Source organism: Brevundimonas sp. NPDC055812, assembly GCF_053616535.1.
The window spans coordinates 76,446-95,205 of sequence record NZ_JBSHDX010000003.1 but is presented as its reverse complement, the minus strand read 5'-3'; the positions used below and the strand labels follow the sequence as shown (position 1 = coordinate 95,205).

Annotated in this window: 15 protein-coding genes; 10 read left to right on the top strand and 5 right to left on the bottom strand. The window is 68.0% G+C overall.

Annotated features, from left to right (window positions below; genetic code table 11):
- The first annotated feature begins 59 nt into the window (after window positions 1–59).
- The 3 genes from ACWGL1_RS05935 to mce are packed head-to-tail and all read left to right on the top strand — an operon-like array spanning window position 60 to window position 4,008.
- A complete protein-coding gene (locus tag ACWGL1_RS05935) occupies window positions 60–1,433 on the top strand; it encodes a methylmalonyl-CoA mutase family protein (RefSeq protein ID WP_452111458.1) in 1,374 nt (457 codons plus the stop codon).
- On the top strand, window positions 1,430–3,589 hold the full coding sequence (scpA, locus tag ACWGL1_RS05930; protein WP_452111457.1) for a methylmalonyl-CoA mutase: 2,160 nt from the start codon (window positions 1,430–1,432) through the stop codon (window positions 3,587–3,589). Before ACWGL1_RS05935 ends, scpA begins: the two co-directional genes overlap by 4 nt.
- Window positions 3,586–4,008, top strand: a complete 423-nt coding sequence (gene mce, locus ACWGL1_RS05925; RefSeq protein WP_291776316.1) for a methylmalonyl-CoA epimerase — start codon at window positions 3,586–3,588, stop codon at window positions 4,006–4,008. Before scpA ends, mce begins: the two co-directional genes overlap by 4 nt.
- 40 nt (window positions 4,009–4,048) lie before the next feature.
- On the opposite strand, the gene ACWGL1_RS05920 is transcribed toward mce, so the two are convergent.
- Together ACWGL1_RS05920 and ACWGL1_RS05915 are read right to left on the bottom strand one after the other, a co-directional pair.
- Window positions 4,049–6,760: a TonB-dependent receptor gene (locus tag ACWGL1_RS05920; protein ID WP_452111456.1), complete on the bottom strand. Its 2,712-nt coding sequence runs from the start codon at window positions 6,758–6,760 to the stop codon at window positions 4,049–4,051.
- Window positions 6,761–6,993: 233 nt separating this feature from the next.
- Window positions 6,994–9,120 carry a TonB-dependent receptor domain-containing protein gene (locus tag ACWGL1_RS05915; protein WP_452111455.1) on the bottom strand — a complete coding sequence of 709 codons (2,127 nt, stop codon included), beginning with the start codon at window positions 9,118–9,120 and terminating at the stop codon, window positions 6,994–6,996.
- Between the two features lie 143 nt (window positions 9,121–9,263).
- Between ACWGL1_RS05915 and ACWGL1_RS05910 the strand changes: the two genes are divergently transcribed.
- From ACWGL1_RS05910 to tdh, 4 genes are read left to right on the top strand one after another with little or no spacing between them, the layout of a single operon-like run.
- Window positions 9,264–10,142, top strand: a complete 879-nt coding sequence (locus ACWGL1_RS05910) for a DUF4232 domain-containing protein (RefSeq protein WP_452111454.1) — start codon at window positions 9,264–9,266, stop codon at window positions 10,140–10,142.
- Window positions 10,143–10,181: 39 nt separating this feature from the next.
- Window positions 10,182–11,384 (top strand): glycine C-acetyltransferase, encoded by a 1,203-nt coding sequence (locus ACWGL1_RS05905; RefSeq protein ID WP_452111453.1) that lies wholly within the window; start codon window positions 10,182–10,184, stop codon window positions 11,382–11,384.
- Window positions 11,385–11,395: 11 nt separating this feature from the next.
- On the top strand, window positions 11,396–11,695 hold the full coding sequence (locus ACWGL1_RS05900; protein ID WP_452111452.1) for a barstar family protein: 300 nt from the start codon (window positions 11,396–11,398) through the stop codon (window positions 11,693–11,695).
- Between the two features lie 4 nt (window positions 11,696–11,699).
- Window positions 11,700–12,746: an L-threonine 3-dehydrogenase gene (gene tdh, locus ACWGL1_RS05895; protein ID WP_452111451.1), complete on the top strand. Its 1,047-nt coding sequence runs from the start codon at window positions 11,700–11,702 to the stop codon at window positions 12,744–12,746.
- 7 nt (window positions 12,747–12,753) lie between these two features.
- Here the strand turns inward: tdh and ACWGL1_RS05890 are convergent, their stop codons facing one another.
- Complete coding sequence (locus ACWGL1_RS05890; RefSeq protein WP_452111450.1) at window positions 12,754–13,101, bottom strand: hypothetical protein; 348 nt, start codon at window positions 13,099–13,101, stop codon at window positions 12,754–12,756.
- A gap of 75 nt (window positions 13,102–13,176) precedes the next feature.
- Here ACWGL1_RS05890 and rlmJ point away from each other — a divergent pair, with 75 nt between their 5' ends.
- Window positions 13,177–13,998: a 23S rRNA (adenine(2030)-N(6))-methyltransferase RlmJ gene (gene rlmJ / locus ACWGL1_RS05885; RefSeq protein ID WP_452111449.1), complete on the top strand. Its 822-nt coding sequence runs from the start codon at window positions 13,177–13,179 to the stop codon at window positions 13,996–13,998.
- On the opposite strand, the gene ACWGL1_RS05880 is transcribed toward rlmJ, so the two are convergent.
- Complete coding sequence (locus ACWGL1_RS05880) at window positions 13,995–14,330, bottom strand: antibiotic biosynthesis monooxygenase family protein (RefSeq protein WP_452111448.1); 336 nt, start codon at window positions 14,328–14,330, stop codon at window positions 13,995–13,997. The genes rlmJ and ACWGL1_RS05880 overlap by 4 nt on opposite strands.
- An 87-nt stretch (window positions 14,331–14,417) precedes the next feature.
- Between ACWGL1_RS05880 and ACWGL1_RS05875 the strand changes: the two genes are divergently transcribed.
- On the top strand, window positions 14,418–15,116 hold the full coding sequence (locus tag ACWGL1_RS05875; protein WP_343831218.1) for a glutamine amidotransferase-related protein: 699 nt from the start codon (window positions 14,418–14,420) through the stop codon (window positions 15,114–15,116).
- Between the two features lie 76 nt (window positions 15,117–15,192).
- Window positions 15,193–17,703, top strand: coding sequence for an ATP-binding protein (locus ACWGL1_RS05870; protein ID WP_452111447.1), 2,511 nt, complete (start codon window positions 15,193–15,195; stop codon window positions 17,701–17,703).
- A 10-nt stretch (window positions 17,704–17,713) separates the two neighbouring features.
- On the opposite strand, the gene hemF is transcribed toward ACWGL1_RS05870, so the two are convergent.
- Window positions 17,714–18,568 (bottom strand): oxygen-dependent coproporphyrinogen oxidase, encoded by an 855-nt coding sequence (gene hemF, locus ACWGL1_RS05865; RefSeq protein ID WP_452111676.1) that lies wholly within the window; start codon window positions 18,566–18,568, stop codon window positions 17,714–17,716.
- Window positions 18,569–18,760: the final 192 nt, after the last annotated feature.

Sequence of the window (18,760 nt, the reverse complement as noted above, 5' to 3'; positions counted from 1 at the left end):
CCCGGTCTGCGCCGCTGCGCGGCTGGCCGGAGGATGACGAAGGAAGAAGGAGCGGCGGCATGACCTTCCCAGACCCCACCCCGCTGGAGTGGCGTGAAGCCGCTATTAAGGCGCTGAAGGAGCGTCCGCTGGAGAGCCTCATTCATCTGGATGCGGACCATCTGGCGACGAAGCCTCTGTATGGTGCGGCGAACGGCGGCGAGCCGGTGTTCGCGCCCCGGCCCTCGGATTCCGAAGGCCGGGCGTGGGACGTGCGGGCGCTGAACGAGGGCGAGGACGCGGACGCCCTGAGCCGCGCCATCCTGACCGATCTGGAAAACGGGGCGGCGTCGATCCTGATCGCCGGGCCGGTCGCGGCGGACGCTGCGAAGCTGGCGCGCGCGCTGGACGGGGTGGCGTTGGAACTGGCGCCGGTGGCGCTGGATGCCGGGTTCGAGGGCGTGAAGGCGGCCGAGGCCCTGTCGGCGGTCGCCAAAGGTTCGCCCCGCGCCAAGCTGGCCTTCCACCTCGATCCGATCTCGGCCTACGCCGAGGCAGGCGGGGCGCCGGGCGACTTTGCAGCCCTCATGGTCGAGGCGGCCACGGCGGCTGCGACCCATGCCGCGACCTATTCTGAGGCGACGCTGTTCATGGCCTCGGGCCGCGTGGCGCATGAGGCGGGCGGCTCCATCGCGCAGGAGTTGGCCTTCGCCGCGTCGTCGGCCGTGGCTTATGTGAAGGCGGCGGTCGAGGCGGGCATGACGATTGAGGCGGCGCTGAAGGGCGTGGTCTTGAGCGTGGCCGTGGACCAGACCTTCGACTCCTTGGCCAAGATCCGTGCGCTGCGCCTGATCTGGGCCAGTGTCTCCAAGGCGTTCGGCACCGAGGTTCCGGCGATCATCGAGGTGCGCTCGTCGCGGCGGATGCTGTCGGCGCGCGATCCGTGGCCGAACATGCTGCGCCTGACCTCCGCCGGGTTCGCCGGGGCCGTGGGCGGGGCCGATGCGGTGGTGCTGGACGGCTTCACCCGCGCGGCGGGCCTGCCGGACGACTTCGCCAGGCGTCAAGCGCGCAACACCCAGCTGATCCTGATGGAGGAATCCAATCTGGGTCGCGTGGACGATCCGGCCAGCGGTTCCTGGTATCTGGACGCCCGCACGCGCGAACTGGCCGAGGCCGCCTGGGCCGAGTTCCAGGTCTATGAGGCTGAAGGCGGCGTCATCGCCTGTCTGGAAGGCGGAGTGATCCAGCCTCGCATCGCCCGCGCTCGCGACATGGCCGAAAAAGCCATCAAGGACGGCGCCGCCCAGATCATCGGCGTCACCAAATTCGTCGACCCGGACGTGCGTCCCGCGCCCGTGACGCCCGCGCCTGCTGCACCTGCCGTCGCCGGGACTTTCGAGGCGCTGGCGCCTGTCCGCTTCGCCGCCGCCTTCGAGGAGGCCGCCCAATGAGTTTCCCTGACTTCTCCAAGGTCGCCCTTGATCTGGGCGCGACCGGCGCCGGGCCTGACCGCGCGCCGTGGACCACGCCCGAGGGGCTGACGGTCGAGACGGCCTATGGGCCGGATGCGCTGGACGGGCTGGACTTCATCCACGGCCTGCCGGGCTTCGCCCCCTTCGTGCGCGGGCCGTATCCGACCATGTATGCGGGCGCGCCGTGGACCATCCGCCAGTATGCGGGCTTCTCGACCGCCGAGGAATCCAACGCCTTCTATCGCCGCAACCTTGCCGCCGGTCAGAAGGGCCTGTCGGTCGCCTTCGACCTGGCCACCCACCGCGGCTATGACAGCGACCATCCGCGGGTGAAGGGCGACGTCGGCATGGCGGGCGTGGCCATCGACAGCATTCTGGACATGCGGACCCTGTTCGACGGCATTCCGCTGGACCAGATGTCGGTGTCCATGACCATGAACGGGGCGGTGCTGCCGATCCTGGCCCTCTACGTCGTGGCGGGCGAGGAGCAAGGCGTCGACCACGCCAAGCTGACCGGGACCATTCAGAACGACATTCTGAAGGAGTTCATGGTCCGCAACACCTACATCTATCCGCCCGCGCCCTCGATGCGGATCATCGCCGACATCTTCGAGTGGACGGCGAAGGAAACGCCCAAGTTCAACTCCATCTCCATCTCCGGCTATCACATGCAGGAGGCGGGGGCGTCGGCGGATATCGAGCTGGCCTACACCCTGTCGGACGGGATCGAATACCTGCGCGCGGGCAAGGCGGCGGGCATGGAGATCGACCGCTTCGCGCCGCGCCTGAGCTTCTTCTGGGCCATCGGCATGAACTACTTCATGGAGGTGGCCAAGATGCGCGCCGGTCGCCTGCTGTGGGCCGAGGCGGTGAAGCGCGAAGGCGGCGTCAATCCCAAGTCCCTGTCCCTGCGGACCCACTGCCAGACCTCGGGCTGGTCGCTGGCGGCGCAGGACGTGTTCAACAATGTGCCGCGCACCATGGTCGAGTGCATGGCGGCGGCGGGCGGCCAGACGCAGAGCCTGCACACCAATGCGCTGGACGAAGCCCTGGCCCTGCCGACCGACTTCTCGGCCCGGATCGCGCGCAACACGCAGATTCTGGCGCAGGCCGAGACCGGCCTGACCCGCGTCATCGACCCGTGGGGCGGCAGCTTCTACGTCGAGCGCCTGACCCAGGAGCTGGCGACCAAGGCCCGCGCCCTGATGGAGGAGGTCGAGGCCTACGGCGGCATGGCCAAGGCCATCGAGGCGGGCATTCCCAAGCTGCGGATCGAGGAATCCGCGGCCAAGACCCAGGCCCGCATCGACACCGGCCAGCAGACGGTCGTGGGCGTGAACAAATATCTGAACCCCGTGGTCGACGACATTCCGATGCTGAAGGTCGACAACGCCGAGGTGCGCGCCCGCCAGATCGAGAAGCTGCAACGCCTGAAGGCCGAGCGCGACGAGGCGGCGACGCAGGCCGCTCTGGACGCTTTGACCGAGGGCGCGCGCGGCGATGAGAACCTGATGGAGCTGGCCGTGCGGGCGGCCCGCGCCAAGGCCACCGTTGGCGAAATCTCTGACGCGCTGGAGGCCGCCTTCGGCCGCCACATCGCCACGGTGAAGACGGTCTCGGGCGTCTACGCCAAGGAGGCCGGGAACGACCCCAGGATCGCCCGCGCCCGCTCGATGGTCGCGGCCTTCGTCGAGAACGACGGCGGTCCGCCGCGCATCCTGATCGCCAAGCTGGGCCAGGACGGACATGACCGGGGCCAGAAGGTCGTCGCCACGGGCTACGGCGACATCGGCTTCGACGTGACGGCTGGCTCCCTGTTCCAGACGCCCGCCGAGGCCGCGCGCGATGCGGTCGAGAAGAACGTCCACGCGGTCGGGGCCTCGTCGCTGGCGGCGGGGCACCTGACGCTTGTTCCTGAACTGAAGGCTGAACTGGCCAAGCTGGGGCGCGAGGACATCATGATCGTGGTCGGCGGCGTCATTCCGCCGTCGGACGTGCAGCCCCTGATCGATATGGGTGCGGCCGCTGTCTATCCGCCCGGTTCGGTCATCGCCGAGACGGCCGTAGACCTAATCGAAAAGCTGAACCAGCGCCTGGGCTATGCCCAGCCCACGCCTGCGGAGACCAAGAAGTGATCGGCAATCTGAACCACGTCGGCGTCGCCACGCCCTCCATCGCCGAGTCGATCAAGCTGTATCGTGACGTGCTGGGCGCGACGAAGATCGGCGAGCCGTTCGACCTGCCCGCGCAGGGGGTGAAGGTCTGCTTCATCGACACGCCGACGGCCCAGATCGAGCTGATCGAACCGTATGACGAGACCAGCCCGATCACCGGCTTCCTGGCTAAAAATCCCAAGGGCGGGCAGCACCACGTTTGCTTTGAAGTGGCGGACATCCACGCCGCCATCGCCGACATGCGGGCCAAGGGCGTAACTATTCTGGGCACAGGCGAGCCCCGCATCGGCGCGCACGGGACGCCTGTGGTTTTCCTGCACCCTAAGGAGATGGGCGGGGTGCTGATCGAACTGATGGAGACGCCGAAGGGCGATCACTAAAAGACAAAGGCCCGGTCGGGAGACCGGGCCTTTTCATTGATCAGTACAGGATCTTCCGCAGGCTGATCCTGAACGTGCGGCCCAGCGGGTCGAGGTAGTCGGGCTGATACGACAGCGGCGTGTTCCCGAGGCCGTCGCGGACCTTCAGCCGCTGGTCGAAGATGTTCTCGACGCCGACGCTGACGCGGGCCCCCTTCAGCCACGGATAGCGCGACACCCAGTTCTCGCGCGACGACAGGTCGGCGAACAGGTTCAGGTTCACCGTCGTCAGGTCCGAGAAGCTCAGGTCGTCATCCGGCGACGAGCCGCCGTTGATCCGCGTGGACTCCTTCCAGTTGGCGTTCAGGAAGCCGCCCATGCCGCTCTTGAAGGCGCCCATCTGCAACTGGACCTCGTTGCGGGACTGACCGCCGCGCGCGCCGATGGCGGCGCCGTCCAGCAGGTCGAGCACCGGCAAGCCGTCGCGGATCGTGATCTCATCCTGGATCCGATAGGTGTGATACAGCGAGACGTTGAACCGCCCCTGGCCCGGCATCATGCCGCCGCCACGACCGCGTCCGCCGCCGCCCTGCATTCGCATCCCGCCGCCGGGAGGCGGACCGCCGGCGCCGGGGCCGCCGCCGGGGCCGCCCGGTCCGCGCTGGCCGCCGCCGCTGCGCGCGTTCATGCGCGCCATGGCCGCCGGATCCGGCTTGCCGAAGGCGGTCGAGAAGTTCAGGCCCCAGCGGATTTCCTGCTGCTCAGCCTTCTGGAAGTTCAAGGGCCGGGCGTCGATCGACACCAGGTTGCCGTCCAGGTCGCGCGTGAAGCGCTCGGGCAGGGCGGCTTCCAGTTCCGGCGTGATGGTCGGGAAGGAGGCGATGGAGCCTTCCGTCTCGGTCCGGGTGTAGTTGGCCGTGAAGCGCAGATCCTTGTCCTTCAGCGGGGTCAGGTTGACGCCGAACTTCAGGACGCGCTTGGTCTCCTCGGACAGGTTGGGGTTGCCGCCCTCTATGCGGACGATGTTGACCGACTGGCCGGTGGCGAAGTCGTAGACGGGCACGTTCGGGGTCGAGATCGTAGGGTCGTTCAGCTGCGACATCGACGGGGCCTTCTGCTCGTCGGCCCAGCTGGCGGTGAAGTTCACCGGCTCCCACGGCGACCAGTTCAGCCCGACCGTATAGGCCGACAGGCCGCCGAAGTCGGACAGATCTTCGTAGGCCAGGTTCAGATTGGCCGACAGGTCGCCGAGCGCGCCCAGCACCTCGCGGTCGCGGTTGGCGATAGGCAGGTTGAAGTTGCCCGAGGCACTGGTGCGGTCGCGCGACAGGGAGCGTTCGGAGAAGACGCTGGCCTGCTCTGCCTCGGAGAAGCGCAGGTTCTCGGAGTCCAGCGACTGGCTGTCGAAGCCGACCTTGAAGGTCGAGGTCAGCGATCCGGCCGGGCCTTCCCAGGCCGTGCCGTTGATGACGCCCTCGATGCTGGACTTGCTGGAGATGGAGCGCGCGGTGTCGAACGGATTGGCCGGCAACTGGCCCAGGTCGCCGAACGGGTCGATGGTCCCGGCCGTCACGCCCGCCTGCAGGGCGTCGTCGTTGAGGCCGCGGCCGGTGCGGGTCTTGGTCTCGGTGCGGTCGTAGCCGCCGTTCACCGTCCAGCGCCAGTCGCCCAGATAGCCGTCGACCAGGAAGCCCAGTTGGCCGGACAGGGTGTCGGTCTGCCGTCCAAGCGCGCCGGGTGCATCGATGTAGCGGTGCAGCAGCACGTCGCTGGCAAAGGGCGAATAGGGGCTGGCCGAGGGCAGGGCCAGGCTGAGGCCCGGCAGGCCCAGGTAGGAGAAGCTGGAGGTATCCTCCAGTTCGCCGCTGAGCGTCAGCGACATGGTCTGGTTCAGGTCGCGCACCAGGGAGCCGGATATGGAGCTGTTCTCACGCTTGGGCGACAAGGTGCGATAGGCGGTCAGGTCGTCGGTGCGGGGTCCGACGCCGAAGTCGGACAGGGCGGCGCCGCCCGCTGCACCCGCGCCGACCGAGGCCGTCGTCACGCTCTGGCCCAGCAGGGCCGACAGGGCGGGGTCGATCTCGCCGCCGCCGGGCGACGTGACGTTGCCCATCAGATCATAGGGCGTCCCGTCGCGGACGATGTTGCGCTCGGTCTCGAACAGGGGCGTGTCGCGCTCGTATTCCAGGTCCAGCGTCCAGCGCTGCTTGCCCGAGATGCGCAGGACGTTGCTTTCCAGGTCGGTCATGGTGCGGCCGCCCTGGTCGGGACGACGGGCGGTGACCTGCATGGTGACGGACCGGAAGTCGGCCTTCAGCACGAAGTTCACGACCCGCTGGTCGGCGCTGTAGCCATAGGAGAGGGCGGTTTCCTCGGGTAGGATCTCGGTGCGCTCGATGGCCTCCGGCGGGATGCCGCGAATCTCGCGGAAGCCCGAGATGCGCCGCCCGTTGACCAGGAAGACCGGCGAGCCGCCGCGCGAGCTGCGCGTCACTGGCTCCAGCAGGGTCATCAGCTCTTCGATGCTGCTGGCCCCGTAGGCCTTGATCTGCTCCTCGTCGAGGGTCAGTTCAGGTTCATAATCGCCCAGGGCCGCGCCGCGACGGGCGGTGGTGACGGCCTCCAGCGTGCCCAGATCGTAGGCGTTCGCGTCGACCTCTTCCTGCGGCACGGGGGTCGCGGTCTGGGCGGGCGTGGATTGCGGCGGAACGGCCGCCGCCGTGTCGGCAGGGGACAGGGAGGCGAGGGCGAACAGCAAGGCGACTGGCGACATGTCGAGTCCTAAAGACAACCGGGGAGTAGGCACGCTCGCGCTCGACGCCCTGTCTCGTCGATCGCATCGCTTCGAATAAAGAACGATGTGCGCCGAAAAGGGGCGCGTTCGCTCTTCAGGATTAAACTCCTGTAATAAGGGGCTTAGTCCTGTCCGAACCGACAAGACTCCAACGCACGAAGGGACGGAATCCGTCGGATTCCGTCCCTCGTTTTTTGCAGCGGCGAAGAAACCTAGAAGCGGGCGCGCACGCCCACCGTTAGGTTGCGCCCGCGCAGGGGCGCCGTCTCGGCCAGGAAGGAGGCGTGGTTGAACGCCGTCTCGTCCAGCAGATTGGTCCCGCGCAGGAAGATCTGCGAGCGCACTGGCCCCAGATCGACGTCATAGGCCACGGTGGCGTTGACCATGTCGTAGCCCGGCGTCTCCGTTTCGAAGGCGGCGATGTCGGTCTGCTTGAAGGTGCGGCTGTATTCGACGTCGCCCGACCACGGCCCCTGGAAGGCGGCCAGGCGCACGCCCGCCCGCGCCGCCGGGATGCGGGGCAGGTTCCCGCCGTCGCCCTTGAGCTCGCCCTCGACGTAGTCGCCGAAGACCGTGCCTGACAGCCACGGGGTGAACTGTTGCGTCAGCTCGCCCTCGATGCCGGTGAAGGTCGCGTCGGCCTGGCTGTAGCGGATCAGGCGGAAGTCCTCGTACTGATCCAGCGTCCGGGCGAAGATGTAGTCGTCGTAGACGTAGTGGTAGGCGCTGACCGAGCCGGTCAGGGAGCCTTCGGTCTTGCGCAGGGTCAGCTCGATCGAGTTGGCTGTCTCGACGTCCAGTGCAGCGTCGCCGATCTCATAGGTGTTGGTCGCAAGGTGGACGCCGTCGGCATAGAGCTCCTGGGCCGAGGGCGCGCGCTGCGAGCGCGACAGCGACACGGCGCCCGACCAGCCGGGGGTGAAGTGCCACACCGCCGAACCGGAGATGGAGAAGGGCTTGTGTTCGACGTCGGGCAGGCCGATGGCTGAGGCCTCCTGCCATTCCTGACGCAGGGCGCCTTCCAGGTGCCACAGGCCGATCTCGTATTCCTCCATCACGAACAGGCCGGTGTTCTTGGTCGTGCTGGGCGCCAGGAAGCTCTCTTCGCCGACGGCGGCGAAGTCGCTCTTGCTCAGTTGCAGGCCGACCACGCCGCGGAAGCCGGCGATCTCGCGGTGCTGGGCCTCGATGCGGCCGTCGTAGCCCTTGTTGGTGAAGGTGGTCGAGACGACGCCTTCCTCGAGCTCGCTGTGCTCATAGTCGGTGTAGCCGGCGCGCAGGCGCACGTTCTCGATGCCCGGCAGCGGGTCGCGCAGTTCGCCGCGCAGGTCGACGCGGCGGCTCTTCAGGCGGACCTCGGGAGCGGCGTGGTCGTGGTCGCCCTCATGCTCGTGCCCGTGATCGTCGTCGCCATGGCCATGATCGTCGTCGTGACCGTGGTCGTGGCCGCCGCCGCAGTGCAGGTGGTCGCCGTGCGGGTGGCAGCCCTCATATTCATGGCTGTGACCGGACAGACCATAGCGGCTGGTCTGTTCCGTATAGGCCGCGCCCAGATAGCCGCGCGACCCGATCCAGGAGGCGCCCAGCGTCGCCGTCGAGGTCTCGTTGTAGGAGCCGTCCAGGCGCGGTTCGTCCCAGCCGGGAACCTTGTAGTCGTCCGACTTGCGCGCCGCCGCCTCGACGCGGACGGCGAAGTTGCCGGCGCCCACCGTCATGCCGACCACGCCGGCTTCCTCGTTGTCGACCGAGCCGCGACGGTATTCGGCCACGCCCTCGCCGCCGTTCGCCGGGACGCGGGTCGGGATCTTCTTGTCCAGCAGGTTGACCGCGCCGCCGATGGCGCCGCCGCCGTAGAGCAGGGCCGCCGGGCCGCGCAGGATCTCGACGCCCTCCAGCAGCAGGGGTTCGCCGGACACGGCGTGGTCGGGCGAGACTTCGGAGGCGTCCATCAGGCCCGCGCCCTCGCTCAGCACCTTGACGCGGGGCGAGGTCTGGCCGCGCACCACCGGGCGGCTGGCGCCGCCGCCGAAGGTGTCGGAGTTGACGCCGGGAATGCTGTTCAGGGTGTCGCCCAGGGTCGATTGGCGCCGATGGACCAGATCATCGCCGCTCAGCAGGGCGACGTGCGAACCGACGTCGTCGCCTGCGCGGCCCAGGGGCAGGGCGCGCACCACGACCTCGTCCACCTCATAGGCGCCGGCGTCGCGGGCGGCGTGATCGTGCGGGTCGCCCTGCGACTGACGCTGCACGGCGTCCTCAGCGAAAGCGGGCGCAGCGGCGCCCAGGCTGGTCAGCGCCGCCGCCCCCGCGGCGGTCAGCAGGAAGGTCCGAAATCGCATGTCACGCATCCCCGTTACAATGATGTGAGGCTTGATATGTTATAGTATATCATTACGCAACCGCTCCCTTGACGATTTCGTCCTGGGGGAGCCTTCACAAGCCCGCGACGTTGCAGCAGGGTCGCTGCTTCAAGGGGGCCGCCATGACCAGATCCGCCACGTTCCAAGCCATCGCCGTGACCGCCGGGTTCGGGCTGCTGGCCGCCGGTTGCTCTCAGCAGAAGCCAGCCGAACCGACTTCGCCGATCGAGGCGCCGGTCGCTCAGAGCGCCGCCGCCGTGGGCTACGCCTGTGAGAGCGGCAAGACGATCGCCGTCGCCTATCCCGACGCCCAGACCGCCCGCCTGTCCTACGAAGGCAAGGACTATGTCCTGACCAGCGTGGTTTCCGCGAGCGGCGCCCGTTACGCAGGCCAGGGGCTGGAGTGGTGGACGGCCAGCCGGGGCGAGACGGAGAGCGGCACATTGAGCCGTGCAGGCCAGGGGGATCAGGCGGGCGGCGTCATCGTCGAGCGCTGCAGCCGTCCGGTCGCCGCCGTGGCCCCGCCGCCGTCGGGCGCGCCCTGCGCCGCCGAAAACCTCCGCCTGGCGGTCGAGGGCGGCGACGCCGGCATGGGGCATCGCCTCACCACCCTGGCGCTGCGGAACATCGGCGCCGACGCCTGCACCGTGACCGGCTATCCGTCCGTCAGCCTGCTGGACGACGAGGGCAAGCTGCTGACCAGCGTTCGGGCCGTGCAGGCGCCGGGCAATTATTTCGCCCAGGGTCGCGCCCCGACGCCGGTTGAAATACGACCGCAGCAAGCCGCCTGGTTCGACCTGGCCTGGACCGTCATCCCGCACGAGGACAAGGGCGAGACGACCTGTCCTTCGGCCAAGACCGTGCGCGTGACGGCGCCGGGCGCGACGACGGCGATCGCCCTGCCGCTGGCCTTCACGCCCTGCGGCGGGCAGGTTGAGGTCAGTCCCCTGCGGCCCGTCCTCGATGGTTCGGCGCAGCCTGCCTCGGTCGCCGCAAACTAGGGGTTCAAACCTGCTCGAATTCAGCGTAGCGGAGCAAACATGACCCAAGATACCAACCAAGCCTTCTATGACCGCGTCTCCGCCGAACTGGCCGACATCGACGCCCAGGGGCTGACCAAGCCCGAGCGCGTCATCGCCTCGCGCCAGGGGCCGGTGATCTCCGTCAACGGCCGCGATGTGCTGAACTTCTGCGCCAACAACTATCTGGGCCTGGCAGGCGACGAACGCGTCACCCAGGCCGGGATCGGGGCGCAGGAAAAGTGGGGCGCGGGCACGGCCTCGGTGCGCTTCATCTGCGGCACGTTGGAAATCCACAAGGAGCTGGAGCGCGCCATCGCCGACTACCTCGGCTTTGAGGACGCCATCCTGTTCGCCGCCGCCTTCGACGCCAACGGCGGCATCTTCGAGCCGCTGTTCGGAGCCGAGGACGCCATCGTCTCGGATAGCCTGAACCACGCCTCGATCATCGACGGGGTGCGCCTGTCGAAGGCCCAGCGCTATCGCTTCGCCAACTCCGACATGGCCGATCTGGAGGCCAAGCTGAAGGAGGCGCGCGCCGCCGGCGCCCGCAACATCATCATCGCCACCGACGGCGCCTTCTCGATGGACGGCTACATCGGCAAGATCGACCAGATCCGCGCCCTGGCTGACCAGTATCAGGCCCTGATCATGGTCGACGACTGCCATGCGACGGGTTTTCTGGGCGACAAGGGCAAGGGCTCGTTCGCCCATTGCGGCGTCGAGGTCGACTTCGTCACCGGCACCTTCGGCAAGGCGCTGGGCGGGGCGATGGGCGGCTTCATCTGCGCCCGCAGGAATGTCGTGGAACTGCTGAAGCAGCGCGCGCGGCCCTATCTGTTCTCGAATGCTCTGGCGCCGTCCGTCTGCGGGTCGTCGCTGGAGGCCATCCGCATCGCTGCGGGAGATGAGGGCGACAAGCTGCGCGCTCAGTTGTTCGCCAATGCGGCGCGTTTCCGTTCGGCCATGGCGGCGGCGGGCTTCGACCTGCTGCCGGGCGAGCATCCGATCATTCCGGTCATGCTGGGCGACGCCAAGCTGGCGCAGGACATGGCGGCGCGCCTGCTGGAGCTGGGGGTCTATGTCATCGGCTTTTCGTTCCCGGTGGTGCCGCGCGGTCAGGCCCGCATCCGCACCCAGATGTCGGCGGCCCACACCTTTGAACAGATCGACGCCGCCGTGGCCGCCTTCACCCAGGCGGGCAGGGAACTGGGCGTCATCTGACGGAGCGGGGCGTGGAAGTCGTGCTGGACGGTCGCTGTATCCGGAGCCGTGACGACTTCTATGCGCAGATCGAGCGGATCGAGGGCGTGCCTGACTGGTTCGGGCGCAACCTCGACGCCCTGTTCGATCTGGTGCTGGCGGTTCTGCCGGGGCCGCTGACGATCCGGTGGACCCATGCAGAGGCTTCGGCCAAGGCGATGGGGGCGGACTTCGGCATTGTCGTCGGCGTCTTGCGCGATGCCGAGGAAGCGCCGAAATCAGGCTTCAGACTGCGCCTGTGCAAGGGCGCGACAACAGAGTTCAGGGAGTAGGCCGATGGCGGACATGATGAAGGCTCTGGCCAAGACGAAACCGGCCGAGGGGCTGGAGCTGATCGATGCGCCCATTCCCGTTGCGGGCGATGAGGATGTGCTGATCAAGGTGCATCGCACCGCGGTGTGCGGCACCGACATACACATTTGGAACTGGGACGAGTGGTCCCAGAAGAACGTGCCCGTACCGATGATCACCGGGCATGAGTTTTCGGGCGAGATCGTCGCCATCGGCAAGGACGTGGATCGCCGCCTGAAGGTCGGCCAGCGTGTCTCGGCCGAGGGGCATGTCATTGACCTGAACTCCGAAGCGGCCCGCGCCGGTCACTTCCACCTGGACCCCGACACGCGCGGCATTGGCGTGAACCGTCAGGGCGCCTTCGCCGAATATGTGGTGGCCCCGGCGTTCAACGTCATCGAGCTGCCGGACGAGGTGCCGTATGAGATCGGCTCAATCCTCGATCCGTTCGGCAACGCCGTGCATACGGCGCAGCAGTTCGACCTGCTGGGCGAGGACGTCATCGTCACCGGCGCCGGCCCCATCGGCATGATGGCAGCCGCCGTGGCGCGTCATGCGGGCGCGCGCACCGTGGTCCTTACGGATATCAATGACTTCCGCTTGGATCTTGCACAAAAAGTTGCGCCGGGCGTGCGCACTGTGAACACGACCAAGGAAGACTTGCGCGACGTCATGCACGAGCTGGGCCTGAAGGTCGGCTTCGACGTGGCGCTGGAGATGTCGGGCTCGCCGATCGCCTTCAAACAGTGCGTCGACACCCTGATCATGGGCGGCGGCATGGCCATGCTGGGCATTCCCTCCAAGCCGATGGAGACGGACTGGGGCGCGATCATCCTGAAGGCCCTGACCATCAAGGGCGTCTATGGGCGCGAGATGTTCACCACCTGGCGCAAGATGCTGGGCCTGCTGAAGGCGGGTCTGGATCTGTCGCCGCTGATCACCCACCAGATGCCCTATCAGGATTTCGAGGCGGGCTTTGAGGCGATGAAGTCCGGCAAGTCGGGCAAGGTCGTTCTGAACTGGGCCGACTGATCGAGCGCTAAATCCCGACTTCGCAAAGGCGGGCGCGCAGGCTGTTGATCCAGTCGCGCGCCTCGTCACCACCCCACAGGCGCCAGGCGATATAGCCGGCCGACGGCTTGATGGGATCGGCCCAGTGGCGGCCGTGCCTGTCCACCGCGTGACGGGCGAAATAGCTGTACATCGATTTGATGTCGCGGTCGCTGAGCGGGGTGCGCGCCATCAGCTGTTCGGCGCGGCGCACGCCCACCTCGGTGCCGCCGCGTCTGTGCTGTTCGCGCAGGATCAGGCCGTCCTGCGCCGTTTCGGCGATGGCCGGAGAGGGCGTGCGGTCATCGTCGGAGAGAACGGGATGGTCGATCAGCATGGCGTATCCTGAAGCCGGGGCGTCGACCCCTCTTATACGACTTGACCTGATGACGGGGGCGGGGGACGAGCGGCCATGAATTATCGTCACAGCTTTCACGCCGGAAACTTCGCCGATCTGGTCAAACACGCCCTTGTGCTGTGGCTGTTGAAGGAGCGGCAGGCGCGCGGGCCTGTGAGCGTGCTGGACACCCATGCCGGGGCGGGTCTCTATGACCTGTCGGGCGATGCGGTCCGCTCGCGTGAGGCCGAGGCCGGAGTGGCGCGGTTGATGACCGCCGAGGCGCGGCCGCCGCTGATCGAGGCGCTGGCCGCCGAGGTCGCCGCGCTGAACCCCCAGGGCGGCGCGCGCTTCTATCCCGGCTCGCCGGTGCTGACGGCGCGAGCCTTGCGGGCTGAGGATTCCTATCGCGGCTTCGAGCTGAACCCGCCGATCGAGGCCTTGCTGCAGGAGGCGCTGGCGCCGTGGCCCAATGCGACGGGGCAGGCGGGCGACGGCTATGAGGAGGCGGTGCGCGCGGCGCGGGGGCTGAAGGCGCCGCTGGTGCTGATCGATCCGCCGTTCGAGCGGCCCGACGACTATGTCCGCTCGGCCGAGACGGCGGCGGCGGTTCTGGGCGCCGATCGGACGGCCTGTGTGGCGATCTGGACGCCGCTGAAGGATCTCGAGACCTTCGACGGCTTCATCCGGCGGCTGGAGCAGGCGGGGCTGTCGCGCGTGCTGGTGGCCGAGGCGCGGCTGCGTCCGCTGAACAATCCGATGAAGATGAACGGCTGCGCCATGACGATCGTCAACGCGCCTTCGGGCGCCGATGCGGCGGCGGCCGAAATCTGCGGCTGGACGGTTCAGGCGCTGGGCGATCCCGGCGGCCGGGCCGAGGTCTGGCGCGCGGGCTAGGCCTGGATGACCTCGCCCGGTTCGTAGAGGTGAGGCTCGAAGGTGGCGATGGCCAGGATCGGCCCCATGGCCGCAACGACCTGAGGGTGGCGCGTCATGGCCTTCCAGGCGCCGGCGCTGGCCCAGACGGCGTGATTGGCGGCGACCCGCCCGTTCAGTCCGCGATGCAGGGTGGCGGAGACGAAGCCGGGCAGGGTGGTCTGGATGCGCACAAGAGCGGCCAGATGCTCCATCAATTCGTCCAGATGGGGCGCGTTGCACTTGAAGACATTGATCAGGACGATCGGGTCTTCAGGCGGCGCATCGGCCTGGATTTCGGCTGAAGAGGGCATGGGCGGTTCGTCTCATTGCTTTCGCCTTCCTTCTACCGCAATCGAGGGGCTGACGCTTCTTCCTCCCTCGTCGATCAAGTGGATTTCATGACCGCCATCGCCATCCTCGAAACCGGTCGTCCGCCCGCCCCTCTGGCCGAGGCGTTCGGCGACTACACCGCCCAGTTCCGGGCCATGCTGGGCGAGGGCGCAACCACCCATCGATTCGACGTTCAGGCGGGGGAACTGCCGGAAGACCCGTCGGCCTTCGCCGGGACGATCGTCACCGGGTCGGCGGCGGGCGTCTATGAGGATCTGCCGTGGATCGCGCCCCTGTCCGCCTGGCTGCGCGACGCGCGGGGCAAGACGCGGCTGGTGGGCGTCTGCTTCGGCCACCAGATTCTGGCCCACGCCTTCGGCGGCCGGGTCGAGAAGTCCGACAAGGGCTGGGGCGTCGGCCTGCATCGCTATGACGTTCTGAGCGACGAAGTCTGGATGACTCCGGCGGCGTCGACCATCGCCATTCCGGCATCGCACCAGGATCAGGTCGTGGCCGCGCCTGCGGACGCACGCGTGCTGATCGCCAGCGAGTTCACCCCCTATGCGGGTCTGGCCTGGGGGCAGGACGCCATCAGCTTCCAGTGCCATCCCGAGTTCGACCCGGCCTTCGCCGCCCGTCTGACCGAAGGTCGGCGGGGACGCATCGACGACGCCCTGGTCGATCAGGCCCACGCCAGCTTGGCCCAGCCGAACGACCGCGCTGTGCTGGCCGACTGGATTCGGGCCTACCTCGGCGTTTCGGCTTGAACGGGGTCCTGGCGAGGCGCGCTTCATCGAACGGCGCTAAGCCTTAGGCAACTTCCGCAGGTCTAGAGTCGGGGGGATGGCCCCCGTACGTCTCGTGCCCCTTCTCCGTGCGCCCCTGATCGCTGTCGCCGTACTGGCGACGGCCGCGCCCGCCATGGCCGGCGTCGGACAGGCTGCGGAGCTGGCCCGCGCCGTGGAGCAGAGAGCCGGCCGCACGAATTTCGCGGCGCTGGAGGCCTTTGGCCTGGAGGCCATGAAGCGGCGCGACCGCGAGGGGCTGAACCGGCTCTATCACGTCGCGTGGACGGTTCTGAACCAGGGGGACTTCGAAGAGGCGACCCTCTGGAACAATCGCCTGGAGGCCCAGGCGCGGGCCCAGAACGACCAACGCTACCTGGCCATTGCGCGGCTGAACGCCCTGACCATCCGCTACGACCAGGGCGATCTGGCGGTCGAGAAGGAGATGGCGCACACGGCGCGGACGAGCCGCGACTGGTTCGTCATGGCTCATGCGGCCCGCTTGAGCGCCCTGGCCCTGATGGATCAGGACCGCATCGGCGAAGGCCTGCGCCTGCTGACCACGGCCGAAAGCGAGATCCCGGTGCATGACCCCTATGCCGCCACTGCGCGCGCGGGGGTCTGGGAAATGACCGGCATGGGCCTGATGAAGCTGAGCGACGTGGCCGGAGCGGCGGCGGCCTTCCGCCGTTTCGAGATCGACGATTCCAATCCCGACTATCCGCGTCCCGACTTCGACAGCCTCTATAATCTGACGCGGATGGCGCTTCAGGTGGGGGACCTGTCGAACGCGGAGCTTTACTATGCGGCCCATCATCGGCTCAGCCAGCGCGCGAACCTGGAAAGCCTCAGCGCCTATGACGCCGCCCTGTGCGCCTTCCTCGCCGATGCGCGGCGGGATTCGCGCGGAGTGCTGGACTGCCTGGCCCCGCACGAAGCGCTGATCGACGGCAAGGCCTTCCTGGCGCTCGACATCCTGCCGGCCAGGGGCGTGGCGCGCGCGCGGCTGGGCGATCTGGCAGGCGCGCGCAGCGACCTGGAGCGTCTGCGAGAGTTGGCTCCGAACGGCGGAGTCGATCCGACCGAACGCCTGCTTGAGGCCGAGCTTCTGTTCGCTTCCGGCCGGGCGGCCGAAGCTTTTGACGTTCTGCGCGAGTATCAGCGTCAGCGCGACCTGCACCTGTCTCTGCGATTCAGCGCGGGCATTCATCAGGTGACGGGCGACATGCAGGAGCAGTTGGCCGAGCGGCGACGTCAGTTGGAGACGGCCCGCGCCAACACCCAGCTGCAACACGCGGTGATCCGGGGACAGAACTGGATACTGGGCATAAGCCTCGCCTTCGCCGTGTCGGTCCTTCTGGTGGTGTTCTGGCAGAGGCGGCAGTCTCGTCGGCTGAAGAAGGCCCAACTCCACGCCGAGGCCGCGAACCGCGCAAAGAGCGAGTTCCTGGCCAATATGAGCCACGAGATCCGGACGCCGCTCAACGGCGTGGTGGCGATGGCCGAAGCCTTGGCCGGTCGCGATCTGCGCGAGCAGGACCGGGAGCTGGTGAACATCATCCGGTCGTCCGGCGTCACCCTGGAGCGATTGCTCTCGGACATTCTGGACGTCGCCCGCATCGAGTCGGGCAAGGTGACGATCGAGCCTGCGCCCTTCGACCTGGAGGAGGCGTCGCGTGACGTCTCCGCACTGTGGGCGCCGCTGGCCATGGGCAAGGGGGTGGAGCTGCGGCTGGAGTATGACCCAGCCTTGCCGCGCCGGGTGCTCGGCGACGCCGTGCGCCTGCGCCAGGTGCTGACCAACCTCGTCAGCAACGCGCTGAAATTCACCCAGGAAGGCAGCGTGACGTTGAAGGTCGCCCGGACAGAGGGGGACCGCGTGCGCTTCACGGTCCTCGACACGGGCATCGGCTTTGACGCCGAGTTCAAGTCGCGCATCTTTCATCGCTTCCAGCAGGAGGACGGCTCCATCACCCGCCGTTTCGGCGGCAGCGGGCTGGGGCTGGCGATTTCAGACGATCTGGTCCGGCTGATGGGCGGGGAGCTCGACTGCGATTCTCCGCCGGGCGAGGGCGCGCGCTTCTGGTTCGACCTGTCCCTGCCGACGGCGACAGACGAGGCGCCGAACGAGGCGGTTCGGGCCGCGCCGCCGCCGTCCATGGAACGTGCAGGCGCGCCGCGCGTGCTTCTGGCCGATGATCATCCGGCCAACCGCAAGGTGGTCGAGGTCATGCTCGAACCGTTGGGAGTCGAGTTGACGACGGTTGAGGATGGGGCCCAGGCTCTGGCCGCCTTCCGCGAGGGGGGCTTCGACCTGGTGCTGATGGACATGCAGATGCCGGTCATGGACGGACTGACCGCCACGACCGAGATGCGCGCCCACGAGCGCCGCATCGGCGCGGAGCCGACGCCGATCCTGATGCTGACCGCCAACGCCATGAGCGAGCATGTCGAGGCCAGCCATCGCGCGGGCGCCGACGGCCATCTGACCAAGCCGCTGAGCGTGGCGGGCCTGACCAGGGCGGTCGCGGAAGCCCTGGACCGGGCGAACGATCAGGTCTCGGCCTGAACCTCGGCGTTTAGGGCCACTTCACCACGGGCGGCATGGAGCTGAGGATCGACTCGACATTGCCGCCGGTCTTCAGCCCGAACATGGTGCCGCGGTCGTAGAGCAGGTTGAACTCCACATAGCGGCCGCGCCGGATCAGCTGTTCCTCGCGTTCCGCGTCGGTCCAGGGCTCCTGCATGCGGCGGGCGACGATGTCCGTGTAGGCCTTCAGGAAGGCCTCGCCGACGGCCTGGGTGAAGGCGAAGTCCCGCTCCCAGTCGCCGCTGTCGTGGTGGTCGTAGAAGATGCCGCCGGTGCCGCGCGGCTCATTGCGGTGGGGCAGGAAGAAATACTCGTCGCACCACTGCTTGTATTTGGCGTGCCAGACCGGGTCGAAGGCGTCGCAGGCGCCCTGCATGGCGGCGTGGAAGTCGACGGTGTCGGGGTGGTCGTCGCGGCGGTCCGCATCCAGCACGGGCGTCAGGTCGCCGCCGCCGCCGAACCAGGTCTTGGTCGTCGAGATCAGGCGGGTGTTCATGTGCACGGCCGGCACCCGCGGGCTGACCGGGTGGCAGATCAGGCTGATGCCGGTGGCGTAGAAGCGCGGGTCTTCCTCGGCGCCGGGCACGTTCTTGGCGTAGTCGGCGGGGAAGGTTCCGTGGACGGTCGAGCAGTGGACGCCGACCTTTTCGAACAGGCGGCCGCTCATCATGCCCATGACGCCGCCGCCGCCTTCCTTGCGGTCCCAGGGCGTGCGGACGAAACGGCCGGCCTCGCCGGCGAACAGTTCGGCGGGGGCGGCGTCTTCCAGCGCCTCGAAACCGGCGTGGATCTTGTCGCGCAGGGTCTCGAACCAGACGCGGGCGCGCTCGCGGCGCTCAATCATCAGGGCGGGGTCAGCTTGGATCATGAGGGCTTCAACCATGACGCGGCCTTTCTGAACAGTCCGGCGGGGTGCGCGGATGCGAGCCTGATGCCGCAGCGCGGGCGAGGGGGCCTTGATCCAGATCACAAGGCGGCCTGCGGAGGGGCGGCCTGCGGGGCGGTATACGGATGGTTCCCTCAGCGCCTTAGCTGT